This is a genomic window from Capnocytophaga sp. oral taxon 329 str. F0087, assembly GCF_000213295.2.
GTDB classification, from domain to species: Bacteria; Bacteroidota; Bacteroidia; order Flavobacteriales; family Flavobacteriaceae; genus Capnocytophaga; species Capnocytophaga leadbetteri_A.
Genome location: NZ_KN389994.1, coordinates 37,930 through 50,347, shown reverse-complemented (window position 1 = coordinate 50,347; position 12,418 = coordinate 37,930). Strand labels below are relative to the sequence as shown.

At 38.4% G+C, this 12,418-nt stretch carries 12 protein-coding genes and 1 tRNA gene; 2 read left to right on the top strand and 11 right to left on the bottom strand.

The features are described from left to right. From HMPREF9074_RS04270 to HMPREF9074_RS04240, 7 genes are all read right to left on the bottom strand, one after another. A partial coding sequence (locus tag HMPREF9074_RS04270; RefSeq protein WP_034539767.1) for a hypothetical protein occupies window positions 1–351 on the bottom strand: 351 nt, incomplete at its 3' end. A 102-nt stretch (window positions 352–453) separates the two neighbouring features. Then, window positions 454–2,169, bottom strand: a complete 1,716-nt coding sequence (locus HMPREF9074_RS04265; RefSeq protein WP_009392748.1) for an FtsK/SpoIIIE domain-containing protein — start codon at window positions 2,167–2,169, stop codon at window positions 454–456. Between the two features lie 248 nt (window positions 2,170–2,417). Next, on the bottom strand, window positions 2,418–3,881 hold the full coding sequence (locus HMPREF9074_RS04260; protein WP_009392750.1) for a UDP-N-acetylmuramoyl-L-alanyl-D-glutamate--2,6-diaminopimelate ligase: 1,464 nt from the start codon (window positions 3,879–3,881) through the stop codon (window positions 2,418–2,420). Window positions 3,882–3,906: 25 nt separating this feature from the next. After that, window positions 3,907–5,922, bottom strand: coding sequence for a penicillin-binding protein (locus HMPREF9074_RS04255; RefSeq protein WP_009392751.1), 2,016 nt, complete (start codon window positions 5,920–5,922; stop codon window positions 3,907–3,909). 17 nt (window positions 5,923–5,939) lie between these two features. After that, window positions 5,940–6,269, bottom strand: a complete 330-nt coding sequence (locus HMPREF9074_RS04250; RefSeq protein ID WP_009392752.1) for an FtsL-like putative cell division protein — start codon at window positions 6,267–6,269, stop codon at window positions 5,940–5,942. A 10-nt stretch (window positions 6,270–6,279) separates the two neighbouring features. After that, window positions 6,280–7,194 carry a 16S rRNA (cytosine(1402)-N(4))-methyltransferase RsmH gene (gene rsmH / locus HMPREF9074_RS04245; RefSeq protein ID WP_009392753.1) on the bottom strand — a complete coding sequence of 305 codons (915 nt, stop codon included), beginning with the start codon at window positions 7,192–7,194 and terminating at the stop codon, window positions 6,280–6,282. Between the two features lie 279 nt (window positions 7,195–7,473). After that, window positions 7,474–7,845, bottom strand: coding sequence for a hypothetical protein (locus tag HMPREF9074_RS04240; protein ID WP_155846590.1), 372 nt, complete (start codon window positions 7,843–7,845; stop codon window positions 7,474–7,476). 256 nt (window positions 7,846–8,101) lie between these two features. Between HMPREF9074_RS04240 and HMPREF9074_RS04235 the strand changes: the two genes are divergently transcribed. Beyond that, window positions 8,102–8,740 carry a hypothetical protein gene (locus HMPREF9074_RS04235; RefSeq protein WP_009392756.1) on the top strand — a complete coding sequence of 213 codons (639 nt, stop codon included), beginning with the start codon at window positions 8,102–8,104 and terminating at the stop codon, window positions 8,738–8,740. A 72-nt stretch (window positions 8,741–8,812) separates the two neighbouring features. Next, complete coding sequence (locus HMPREF9074_RS04230) at window positions 8,813–9,871, top strand: helix-turn-helix domain-containing protein (RefSeq protein ID WP_009392760.1); 1,059 nt, start codon at window positions 8,813–8,815, stop codon at window positions 9,869–9,871. Window positions 9,872–9,896: 25 nt separating this feature from the next. On the opposite strand, the gene HMPREF9074_RS12660 is transcribed toward HMPREF9074_RS04230, so the two are convergent. The 4 genes from HMPREF9074_RS12660 to HMPREF9074_RS04210 form a co-directional block, all read right to left on the bottom strand. Further along, window positions 9,897–10,583, bottom strand: coding sequence for a tyrosine-type recombinase/integrase (locus HMPREF9074_RS12660; protein WP_009392763.1), 687 nt, complete (start codon window positions 10,581–10,583; stop codon window positions 9,897–9,899). Window positions 10,584–10,612: 29 nt separating this feature from the next. Further along, the gene (locus tag HMPREF9074_RS12655; RefSeq protein ID WP_009392764.1) at window positions 10,613–10,984 is read right to left on the bottom strand and encodes a hypothetical protein; all 372 of its coding nucleotides are present in this window, start codon (window positions 10,982–10,984) and stop codon (window positions 10,613–10,615) included. 113 nt (window positions 10,985–11,097) lie between these two features. Then, window positions 11,098–11,171: transfer RNA gene (locus HMPREF9074_RS04215), tRNA-Arg, on the bottom strand. A gap of 87 nt (window positions 11,172–11,258) precedes the next feature. Further along, a complete protein-coding gene (locus HMPREF9074_RS04210) occupies window positions 11,259–12,311 on the bottom strand; it encodes a branched-chain amino acid aminotransferase (protein WP_009392766.1) in 1,053 nt (350 codons plus the stop codon). Window positions 12,312–12,418: the final 107 nt, after the last annotated feature.

Genomic DNA, 12,418 nt, shown 5'->3' with positions numbered 1-12,418 from the left:
TGTACTATTGCCTCCTTCAACTCCTTCATCTTGCCCTAACTTTTTAATAGCTTTATTTAATTTAGGTAGAAAAGAGGCAGTATCAATATTTGAAAAGTCAAATATAAACTCTCCATCAATATTGATTAACCGATCTTCTATTTTTTCATATTTCTTATTATTTGATGCAACAAAAATTTTTACATTTCCTTGTTGCCCTTTAACAAGCGTATCGAGAACTAACTTTAAGAGACTTTTGTAATCAGAATTTCTTTCATTTTTAGTTCCCTTAGTTCCACCTCTTGACTCTAAAATAATACCAGTCATTCCTTCATAAGAGCCATTATAAAGGTATTTTTTATTATTTCCCATATATAAAAAATTAAATTATTTAACGCCCCAAAATTAGTGACTATTTTTATTACTGCCAAATATAAAATGTTAAATTTTAGGGCGTTAGGGTTGTTGTTTTTATTATTTATTTATTAATTGAAATGTTTGTTGTGATAGCACTTTTTCTATTTCGGCAATGAGTGCTATAGGGGTGAGTTCCTTGGCTAAACTTGGCTTACGTAGTACTTCTCCTGCTATTTCCTTAATGTTATAAGGTTCTACAAGGTTTGTAATGCGTTCTCTAAGGGCTACAACTATCTTGCTCAGTTGTGGATAGTCCGTGTTAGGCAGCGTATCGAATATAGGACAAACTATTTTTGTCGGACTGATACCTATCGAAAAAGTAGCAGGTAAAAACTCACTGCGGTCGATTACAAAAGGGGCTATTTTGCCATTAAGAGCTCGACTATAGACAGCTTCTTGATTGATAAGCAAATGTCCGCTTTTCTCTAAGAAATCTACATAGGCTACATTGCTGATTTTCTTAGGGGTATCATCTGTAAGATAGGTGGCTTCGTTAATGATGCGAAGAAGCATTTCTTCAAAAAGACTACGCTCTGAACTATTAAAAAAACGCGTTATCGCAAACAAAGGTAGTGCTACTTTCTCATCGCTACCACACAATTGAGCGTACACCAAGCTTTTAGCCAAAGCCTCTTTAAACGTTTTAACGCTGAGCTTTTCATTCGCGCTGTGTTTACGGTCGCGTTTTCTCCGTTTCAAAAGTTTGTCTATGTGTTTCTCTAATTCTCGTACCCTATACGACTCTTTTATAAGAATACGTTTTTGCGAGATTTCTCCTTTTCTAAAGGCTACTATCTTCTCAAAAATAGTTTCTTCAAAAAAAGGTGCTAAAATCTCGGTTCGCTCATACCACAGAGTGCTATCGCGCTTATACTCAAGCATCGTGTCGAATACCTTGTGAAAATCGACTACCTTTTTTACTGTTGCCTGCTGTTGCACATAGTCAGTAAAACTACCGATGAGGTGAATGCCTTGTTTAAAACTCTCTTCTAAAGCGTTCCACTGCTCAGGATATTGCTGGTACAGGGCATAAGCATCGCTAATGCAGACTACGATACGCGGTGAATAGGTCTGCGCTTGCAAGCGTTTTTCGTTTTCGGCAATCAGTGCTTGTAATACCTCTTGAGGGTTGGTAGCAGTAGTAAAACTGTAAGGCGCAATGACTTCCTTTAAGAAGCTATCGGATGCGTTTGCACTATCTATCCATACCAATTGAACCTCTTCGGGTGTTTGCCTGAATAACAGCGACAGCAATACGAGTTGTAACCCCTTGCAGGTAGTGGCAGGAGTATCATTTTTAATAGCCCAATGCGTTTGGGTAACTAAATCAACGATGTGAATATCGTGGTTATTAACTCCTAAAGCAATAGGCAAGGTCATAGCCGCATTTCGGAATTGTGAAGCACAGAACAATTCGCTTAAATGTACCCAACGAGTGCTTTGGTTAGGAATTGCGATGCGCAGGAATTGCTTTTCTATGCTATTGGCAATAAAACTGTTGGTTGATAGTACATAACCTTTCGGGAAGGCTTTTTGCACTCTCTCAAAATCATCTTGCCGAAACAGCGATTTCATTTTCACCGAGAAAACGTTCTGTTTTCGCTCAACAGTAGGGTGAAAAGTACCTTTGAAAGGCAAATCAAGCAATTGGAGCGTTTCCTTAATATAACGCTCTTGTTCAACAATTTCGCGTTCTAAAAGCACACGCATAGTCATTTCTGACTGACCGAGCAGTGCTATGGGCAACTGCATTGATAAATTCTGGTTTTGCATATAAAATAAAATTAATAATATTATCTATATATATCGTTTTTTCTCTCAGATATAAGTAAAAAACAAAAAAGTTATTAACAATTTTCTTATATTACTGATTATCAATGCTATATTTTTTTATACTTTTTCTTGTCTAACTTACAACAATACACACCAGAGTTTTTTAGCACAAATAAGCACAAAAAAACTTTGCTAAGAGTTTTAGGGCTCTTAGCAAAGTTTATTATCTAAATTATATTTCTACGCTTCTATTTCTTGTATAATTCTAAATACTCGCGGACGATTTCAAAGTCGTCAAAATGGTGTCTCACCCCTTTGATTTCTTGGTAAGTTTCGTGTCCCTTACCTGCGATAAGGACAATGTCTCCTTTTTGGGCGTTCTTGCAAACAGATTGTATCGCTTGACGACGGTCGGTGATAGTTTGTACTTTATGAAAGTGCTGTGCTTGTACCCCTTGTTCCATCTCTGATAAGATAGCCTCAGGCTCTTCATTGCGGGGGTTGTCGGACGTAAGGATTACATTATCGCTGAGGGTTGTGGCTATATCGGCCATTATAGGGCGCTTGCCTTTATCGCGATTGCCCCCACACCCCACTACAGTAGTGAGGGTCTCGTTGTGCGTGCGTATATCGTTAATCGTTTTGAGTACATTTTCGAGTGCATCGGGGGTATGGGCATAATCTACTATGGTAATGACGCCTGTAGCTGAAACGGCATACTGAAAACGCCCTGCTACAGGTTCTATCGCACTGATAAGGGTAAGCGCCTCAAGCTCGTCTACCCCTAAAAGAGTAGCTGCCCCAAAGACTGCCAAAAGGTTATAAGCATTGAACTCGCCTATGAGCTTCGTCCATACCTCGTGCTGATTGATACGCAATAGCAATCCGTCAAACCTACTCTCTATAATATGCGCTTTATAGTCGGCGTGTGTTTTGAGGGCGTATGTTTTCTTTTGAGCCTTAGTATTCTGCAGCATAAAAGCACCATTCTTATCGTCGATATTCACCAAAGCAAAAGCGGTAGAAGGTAGCGCATCAAAGAAGCGCTTCTTTACATCGCGGTAGGCTGCAAAAGTTTTGTGATAGTCGAGGTGGTCGCGGGTGAGGTTAGTGAAAATACCCCCTGCAAAGTGTAATCCTTCAGTACGGTGCTGGTCGATGCCGTGCGAACTCACCTCCATAAAGCAGTATTTTACCCCTTGTTGTACCATTAAATGCAAATAATAATGTAACTGAAGAGGGTCGGGAGTGGTGTGGGTAGCCTCAAAACGCTGGTCGTCTACATATACTGCCACCGTAGAGAGCAAGCCTGCCTTTTGTCCCGCCTTTCTAAATAGTTGGTATAGCAAGGTTGCAATAGTAGTCTTACCATTAGTGCCCGTTACCCCTACTAGGGTAAGCTTTTCAGATGGATTGCCATAGAAATTAGCCGCAATAAGGGCTAAAGCACTATGACTGTTGGGTACTACTATATAGCTAACATCGGGAAAGAGCAGTTGCGGTAATTGCTCGCATACTATTGCAGTAGCTCCACTGCGTGTAGCTTGGTCTATATATTCGTGTCCGTTGGATTGCGTACCTGCTATGGCAACAAACATACTTCCTTTTTCTACCTTGCGAGAGTCAAAACAAACGGAAGTAATAGGTTTATCTTCTACATAAAGAGAAGCTTTTATAGTGAGGTTGTTTAATAAAGAGGTTAAATTAGTCATTCGTTATTAGTTGTTAGTCGTTAGTTCAATTAGCTAATTCACCACACTGCAATACTACTAGAGTATTTCGTGCTATACGCGTGCCTTTCAGTACTGATTGCTCTGCTACTTTGCCTTGCCCTAACACTCTGACGCGCAAGCCCATATTCTCTAATAAGGCTATAGCATCCATAGCATTTACCCCTTTGAGGTCAGGCATAACCGTCTTATACTTAGCGGCTTTGGCGTAATAATCTTCGTAGTTATGAGTGGTGGTTTCTGATACTCTATCCACATCTTCAACTGTATCTATCAGCAAAGAGTTGGTGTATATCTTATGAGCGATACTCTTAAATACAGGGCCTGATACATCTGCCCCATAAATACCCAAACTGCGGTCTGGTTCGTGTATGACTACTATACAAGAATATTTAGGATTTTCTACCGGAAAGAAGCCTGCAAAAGACGATATATAGCTCAGCTTGGTATCGGTTCGGGCGTAATCTTTACGAGCGGTACCGGTCTTGCCTGCCATTGAAAAATCGGGTGAATAGAGTCTGTGCGCACTACCATACGAACGCCTTACCACATCGGCTAACATTCCTTTAGCGCGGTCGGCTGTTTGCTTGCTGCACACCTTTGCATTAATAATCTCTACATTGAATTTCTCAATAGTTTTATTCCACTCTTTTACCTCTTTTATCAATCGAGGTTTTACCATTACGCCCCCATTAGCAATGGCGTTGTAGAAGGTTAAACTCTGTAAAGGGGTAATTTTCACGGCATAGCCTATGGACATTGATTTCAGCGTTATCCCGCTCCATATCTTATCGCGTGGGGTAGGTATAAAAGGCTGTCCCTCGCCCGCTATAGGCAAATCTAACTTCTGATTGAGGTTCATATCCAGCAATTTATTAGTAAAATCGGATTCGCTTTTGGTATAAAGATGATCTACCAACTCGGTCATCCCTACGTTAGATGATACCGAAAAAGCTTTGTTGATACTAATACGCCCTGAGAACTTGTGTTGTGAGTCTTCAAAAGTCTTGTCGTAGTACTGCATCTTGCGGTCTTTGATGTCTACTACATAAGTAGTATCGATATTACGAGTTTCCATAGCAGCCACTACGGTCATCAGTTTAAAGATAGAACCAGGCTCGTGTGCCTCGCCTATCGCAAAGTTATAGCGCTCAGCATAAGTATTGTTTTTAGGGTTGAGCTCAAGGTTTGAGATAGCTTTTATCTCGCCTGTATTGACCTCCATTACTATTACACAACCGTGCTGTGCCTTGTATTTCTTCAGCTGCGTTAATAGGGCGTGGTGGGCTATATCCTGAATATTAATATTGATAGTAGAAACTACATCATAGCCGTCTTTAGGCTCTATGATGTTAAAACCACTCGCCAATCGCCATTGGTTATTGGCTATTTTCTGCTCCATACGTCGCCCTTTAGTGCCAAGTAGGTAGCCCGAATAAGCCCCTTCGAGCCCGACACGGGTGGTAAAACCCGTTTCATCGGTACGCGCATAGCCTATACTTCGGTGAGCAATCCCTCCTAAAGGATACTCGCGTTTGACCTTTTTCTCTACTATGAAGCCCCCTGAATTAGCTCCTTTTGAAAACATTGGGAACTTTCTAATACGCGTGTATTCGCTATAGCCTATATTGCTGACTACCAACATATAGCGATTATTATTAGCGCGTTCTTTAGTGAATATATTCTGGTAGTAGCTGCTTGAGCGCCCAAACATTTTAGAAAGCGAATCGCTCAGCGGTTTTATATTTTCTTTGAAGAGCTTTTTGCTTGGAGCTTTTGAGTCCCACCTGATGTCATAGCGTGTTACCGAGGTAGCCAAAAGGCTGCCATCGTCAGAGTACAAGTTGCCTTGTGTAGGGGTAATTTCTGCTTCGCGCAAGGTTTTCTCGTCTACTTTAGCACGGTATGTATCCCCTTCTATTTGTATGGTGACTAACTTAACGGCAATAACAATCAGCATTAGTATCATAGCCAACGCTATGAAATAGGTGCGATACGTTATTTTTTTATCATTTTTTTCCATCTGATGAGGGGGAATATTTATTCTTCTATAATTACTTTTATTTTTTGAGGAGGTTTCTCAGGCTGTTTTAGTCCTTTTGATTCTAACTGTTCTAATAATGAGGATTCTAAGCGAACCCGCTGCAAACGCGAACGCACATCGACAAACTCACTTTTTAGCTCGTTCACCTCTTCATTAAGTTTAGCTATCTGGTGTACTTTCTTGTCTACTATGTGCGAACTGGCAATCACTATTAGGGCTAAGGCAAAAAGAAAACAGATAAAAAGCCAATTGCGATTGGCTTCTTTGCCTTCTACCAAGAATTTACCTCTGAGAATATTCTTTATTTCATTAGTAGCTGTTCCCATTTTATCAAAATTAATCGTTTATACGTTCAGCTATGCGGAGTTTAGCACTTCTCGCCCTGTTATTAATGGTTATCTCGGCTTCGTCGGGGAGGATAAGTCCGCCTACTTTTTTGAAAGGTACTGATACGTTGCCATACCAATCTTTTTCTGGAGCACCCTCCATTTGTCCATCGCGGATGAAGCGTTTTACACAACGATCTTCTAACGAATGATAGCTAATGAGGCTAATGCGCCCCCCTACTTTCACTACGGCAGGCAGCTGCAGCAAAAAGGATTCCAAAACTTCCATTTCGGCATTTACCTCTATGCGTATAGATTGGTAAATCTGAGCTAAAACCTTATTCTCTTTGAATTTTGGTAAAAAAGCACGGACTGCCTCTTGCAGTGTGCTGCCTAAACGAATGGGCGTATGCTGCCTAAAGGCAATAATAGCGCGGGCTATAGCGCGGGCATTCTTTAGTTCGCCATAAAGAGAGAAAATGCGAGTAAGAGCTGCCTCGTCATACTCATTAACCACCTGCTGAGCGGTAAGCTCTGACTGCTGATTCATACGCATATCTAATGCCCCCTCAAAGCGAGTTGAAAATCCGCGTTCGGCTACATCAAACTGGTGTGAAGAGACTCCGAAATCGCCTAATACACCATCTACCTCAGAAACACCATAGAAGCGCAAGTACTGCTTTAGGTACTTAAAATTTTGATGAATAAGGGTAAAACGCGGGTCGTCGATAGTATTATTTAGCGCATCAGCATCTTGGTCGAAAGCGTAGAGCCTACCGTTTTCGCCTAACCTATTGAGTATTTCGCGGGAGTGACCGCCGCCACCAAAAGTGACATCGACATAGGTGCCGCCAGGCTTAATAGCCAGACCGTCAATGCTCTGCTTTAGCAATACGGGAATGTGATATGATATAGAATCGCTCATTAAAAAAGAGGGTTAAAAATCGTGAGGCAAAAGTACGAAATAAATAATTACTAACAAGGTTTTTTATTTGGAGATTTTTTATTATGAGAGGTTTAAAAACAAAAAAATGAGATTTTTAATGCCCCTCTAAAACTAAAACAATTTGCTATGGAAGATTTTTTTTCATTTGCACGAAATGAAAAAGGATATAGCTAATATGAAAGCAGGTATTAACGAACTTACCACAAAGGGTATAGAAAAGGTCATAAAAAAAGCCCTCATTGTGAGAGCTTTTTAGTATTATCTTTTAAGTACTATCTTTGATAATATTCCTTGAATATAACCATCTAACACCAAACTTTTTTTATCATCACTAATTTTAAACTTTATAGGATAACTCCCATCATCACTAATAAGAGTTAAGTAAGGATATTCATATTTAAAAGTTCCTTTTTTTGATACTTTCTTTTCCTCATTACGTATTTTTTCAGTAGCAGTCAAAAAAAACTCTTTTTTCCAATCAATAACTAACAATGAACAAGTCGTTTCACTGTAGTTTGTTTCCTCTTTGAAGTTCCACATTCCATTTATATCGCTATAATCTACCTTATCATCGCTTTTCGAGCACCCCATAGCGAGCACTGCTATTAGTAATAATACAATTCTTTTCATTGGTATATTAGTTTTGTTTTGGGCAAAAGTAGAAATATATTTAAAATCAATAATCATTGAAGAAAAAACGATAGTGATAGGAATAGCCTAATATTTTTATTATCAATAAATTAAAAGTGTTTCCAAAAATAAAATACAAAAAAATCAAAAAAATATATACAATTTCATTTATCTTTTATATATTTGCACCGTAAAAAATATATCTGCGGAAACAGATATATTTTAGGTAGTGGGATTTGTCTTAATTTTTTTAGTTATGATGATATATAATAATTTTGACGGGGCAAAGATACAAACTTTTGTCCAATCCTGCAAGCGAAAGCTCGCAAAAAAAGATGCATTCATTACTGAATGTACTGAAAAAGGGCTTATTAAGTTCTTTTATGCTTTTGAAAACGCTAAAGAAAAGTTCGGTTCAACTATGAAACCTTTCCCTCCACAATCAAGAAGTAGAGGCCTTGAAGCAAGCGTTTTTCAAACTTGTCTATTAGGTGAACTCCAAAAAGTTTTTCCTGAGAAATGGAAGTTTTGGAAATACAAACGATTTGTAATAACATTCTGCGGACACTCTTTACTGTTTAAAAAGTTAAACAAAAAAGGTATGCCTATGAATATAAAAACAAATGCCAATCAGTCCATTATAAACCAAATGCAGACGCAACTTTTTGACCCTACTGACTACGAAAATCCTATCGTATTTTTCGGTTGGGAAAAAAGCAAATCAGGTGATTTGATAAATCCTCATTTTGTTTATATAGACGAGGGAAAAATAAAATGGAGACTTCGTAAAGATGAACTAACATCATTAAATGCTCCTACTATATTAACGCCTAATAAAACTGGAAGATTGCTACCTAAAGTTAAAGAGCAATCTAAACGTAAAAAGGCAATGTAACATTTATTAACCGACAAGTCCTACTACCTTTTTTACAAAAAAACACTAACGGCTAATTACAACAAAACACCTATGAAAGTTAATCACAATCAACTTACCCTTGCAAGGGAATACAGAGGGTGGACGCAAACAAAATTGTCAAAAGCGGTGCAAGGGCTTTCACAATCTAATTTATCCAAGTTTGAAAAAGGACTTGGTGGGTTATCCGATGAGATTTTGGAAAAGATATTTAATGTGCTGAAATTTCCAAAAGAGTTTTTTGAGCGCAAAATATCAGTAGACTTAGAGACATCTAACTATCGCAAAAAAAACACCATTCCAAAATCAATTATTCAAGAATTTGAAACATCTTGTATATTTATCGGTTATATTATTGACGAAATGTCAAATTCTATTGATTATCCTGATTTCTCACTTAAAACCTTAGATATTGAAGACGGATATACTCCTGAATATATTGCCCAATTCACACGCAAGGATTTTAGAATATTCGATAATGAACCTATTGAGGATATTTTTAGAATTATAGAGGATAAAGGAATTATCATTTATGAACTAAATGCGAATGAAAAGTTTGATGGTATATCGTTATTTACTAAAAAAGGATTTCCTGTAGTAGTATTAAATAAAAGACTTCCTAATGATAGGAAACGTTTCACATTAGCCCACGAATTAGGGCATTTGATAATGCACACAGCTTTTCCAGTACCAAATGTTAGAGACAAAGAGCAAGAAGCTAACGATTTTGCTTCCGAATTTCTAATGCCTGAAAGAGCGATAAGAAATTCATTAGAGGGGCTCAAACTTTCAAGCCTAAGCGCATTAAAAAGCTATTGGCTAACCTCAAAGGCTTCAATTATCAGGCGCGCATACTCATTAGGGGTTATTAATCAAAATAAATATAAATATTTCAATATTGAACTGAGTAGAATAGGAGAGAAAAAAAATGAAAAAGGCAGTGTAAGCATAGACGAGGCTATAACGTTTGATATGGCTGTAAAATTACACTTAAAAGAACTTGAGTACACTTATGATGATTTAGCAAACGCTTTCGCTCTTCCTGAAGATGTTATTCAGAGGTATGTATTAAAGCAAAATCTATTCTTAAAACCCAAAATAACTATAAACTAAAAAAGCCCCAATATTGGGGCTTTTTCTATATCTGTATTTCTAATTGTTTTAACCGCTCCCTATCTTTTTTAGCCTTATTCACTTGGTAGATAGCCGTTGTGCTTTGGTTAGTGTGCGAAGCTAAGAGCATTGCCGTGTCGCTATCTAAGTTATCAAGCATATAGTGCTTAAGGGCGTAAAAATCAGCTTCAATACCTAATTTATCTTTTACGTGTCGCTTCCAAAAGCGGGTAACAATCTCGGTATGTCCCATTTTCTTGTTAGGAACGAAATCAAGTGCAAAAAGATAGTCGTTAGCACTTTTGCATTTGCTGCATATCTCTTTCCAAAGTTCTAATGCAGGGCCAAGTATCACCTTTGTACAGCGTTTATACTGACCGCCTTTTTCAAGCAATATTACAAACTCCTGCTTATCTAAATCTACATCTTTGCGTTGTAATCTGAAAAGTTCGGTATTACGTGCCCCTGAATATAGGAAGATCATCATATACCTATAGAAGTCAGGGTTTATAAATCGCACGTGGTTTTTTACCCTTGTTAGTTCCTCTTCGGTAAGTATGGTACGGGCTTCTTTTATCACCTTTTTAGGGTATATATCTCTTGTTATATTAGCCTCGCAGCATTCGTACTCTATAAGCTCACGGAATAGGCTGGAAAAGTATATCACGAACCTATTGTAATACTTGTCGGATAGTCGCAACCAGTCAAGCATTCGCTTCAAATCTACCCTACGCAAATCCTTTATTTTGACCGTCTGCAAATCGAGGGTTTCGCACGCCTAAAAGCCTCGATAAAGTGCAATTCAGGATATAACCCCTCTTTATGTACTTGCACGTACTTTTTGAGTATGGGATTATAGCCAGCATCAAGTTGTTTAGGAATGTTTTTGAGCAAGAATGATACCATTGCTTTGCGTTCTTCTACTGTAGTCGGTTTGTTAGCCTTTTTTCTATAAGGGAAGCCCTTAGGATATTTCTTATCAAAACGAGGGTCGAAGAATACGCATTGCACGTACCAGTCTTTATCCAAGTCTTTTTTAGTAGCTTTTTGCCAATTGGCAGGGGATACCCATAGTTGGGAATAGCTACACCCGTCGAGTGTTTTTACTACCATAATGTAATTATTTTAGATTGTCGTTTACCTTGTCGTTTTAAGATAATTACAAATGGATTTCCGTACTAAAAAATAAAAGGTAACGCTTTGAGTGGAAGTGCGTTACCTTTTAGTGACCTCGACAGGATTCAAACCTGTAACCTTCTGAGCCGTAATCAGATGCGCTATTCAGTTGCGCCACGAGGCCAATGTTGTTTTGTTTTACGGGTGCAAAGGTACAACCTTTTTTTTAACTACCAAATTTTTTGGCAACTTTTTTTCAAAATATTTTTTCTTACTTCACTTGAACTCTCCAGCCAAATGGGTCTTCTGACCTGTTATACTGTATGTTAAGTATCGTTTCTTTTATTTTATCAGTATATAATTCTGCTGGTCTGTTTATCTCATAATCCTTGCCTTTGTAGCCAAAAGCTGATATAGGACTAATCACCGCAGCTGTACCACAACCAAACGCTTCTTTGAGAGTACCATTTTCTGCCGCCTCTATTAACTCTGTTACTTTAACAGGACGTATCTCAGTTTTAATACCTAATTTTTCGGCAACTGCTATGATACTCTTACGCGTTACCCCATCGAGGATACGCTCGCTAGTAGGACAAGTTACTAAGGTGTCGCCTAATCTAAACCATAGGTTCATAGTACCTGCTTCCTCTAAATATTGGTGAGTAGCATCGTCTGTCCACATCACTTGTTGGTAGCCCTCAGCAGCCGCTTGTTGGGTAGGATAGAACTGACCTGCATAGTTGCCCGCTGCCTTAGCAAAACCAAAACCACCATTAGCCGCACGGCTGTAATAGTCGGCTATTTTTACGCGTACATCGCCTGAGTAGTATGATTGTACTGGAGCTGTAATAATAATAAATAAGTAGTCTTTGGCAGGTGAGGCTTGTACCCCTGGAGTGGTAGCAATTACAAACGGACGCAAGTAAAGCGCATTACCAAAGCCTGGTTTTATCCACTCGCTGTCTATATCGACAAGGGTACGAAGGGCTTTGTCAAACCATTCTTCAGGGAAAGCAGGCATTGCTAAACGCTCGCAAGATTTGTTGATACGTTTGTAGTTTTCTTGCGGACGGAACAAAAATACGTGTCCGTTATCATCTTTATACGCTTTCATACCTTCAAAAACTGCTTGTCCATAATGGAAGACGCTAGCTGAAGGCTCTAAAGAAAGGGCTCCGTAAGGTTTAATGGTAGGGTTTTGCCACTTACCGTCCTTATATTCGCAAATAAACATATGGTCGGCAAAGGTACGCCCAAAACTCAATTTAGAAAAGTCTACTTCTTTAATACGACTTTCTTTTACTTTTTCAATTTTTAAATCCATATTGTTTTAGTTTTTTTATTTCTTTTTACAAATTTAGTTTTTTAGGGTCATTTCTATTATCCCAAAAAGCTACAATTTCTATTTCATTTTCCTCTTCAAGAATTCTA

Coding starts and splice junctions, on each gene's coding strand:
- HMPREF9074_RS04265 (WP_009392748.1), bottom strand. CDS start 2,169: ATGCAAAACCAGAATTTATCAATGCAGTTGCCCATAGCACTGCTCGGT.
- HMPREF9074_RS04260 (WP_009392750.1), bottom strand. CDS start 3,881: ATGACTAATTTAACCTCTTTATTAAACAACCTCACTATAAAAGCTTCT.
- HMPREF9074_RS04255 (WP_009392751.1), bottom strand. CDS start 5,922: ATGGAAAAAAATGATAAAAAAATAACGTATCGCACCTATTTCATAGCG.
- HMPREF9074_RS04250 (WP_009392752.1), bottom strand. CDS start 6,269: ATGGGAACAGCTACTAATGAAATAAAGAATATTCTCAGAGGTAAATTC.
- rsmH (WP_009392753.1), bottom strand. CDS start 7,194: ATGAGCGATTCTATATCATATCACATTCCCGTATTGCTAAAGCAGAGC.
- HMPREF9074_RS04240 (WP_155846590.1), bottom strand. CDS start 7,845: ATGAAAAGAATTGTATTATTACTAATAGCAGTGCTCGCTATGGGGTGC.
- HMPREF9074_RS04235 (WP_009392756.1), top strand. CDS start 8,102: ATGATGATATATAATAATTTTGACGGGGCAAAGATACAAACTTTTGTC.
- HMPREF9074_RS04230 (WP_009392760.1), top strand. CDS start 8,813: ATGAAAGTTAATCACAATCAACTTACCCTTGCAAGGGAATACAGAGGG.
- HMPREF9074_RS12660 (WP_009392763.1), bottom strand. CDS start 10,583: ATGCTTGACTGGTTGCGACTATCCGACAAGTATTACAATAGGTTCGTG.
- HMPREF9074_RS12655 (WP_009392764.1), bottom strand. CDS start 10,984: ATGGTAGTAAAAACACTCGACGGGTGTAGCTATTCCCAACTATGGGTA.
- HMPREF9074_RS04210 (WP_009392766.1), bottom strand. CDS start 12,311: ATGGATTTAAAAATTGAAAAAGTAAAAGAAAGTCGTATTAAAGAAGTA.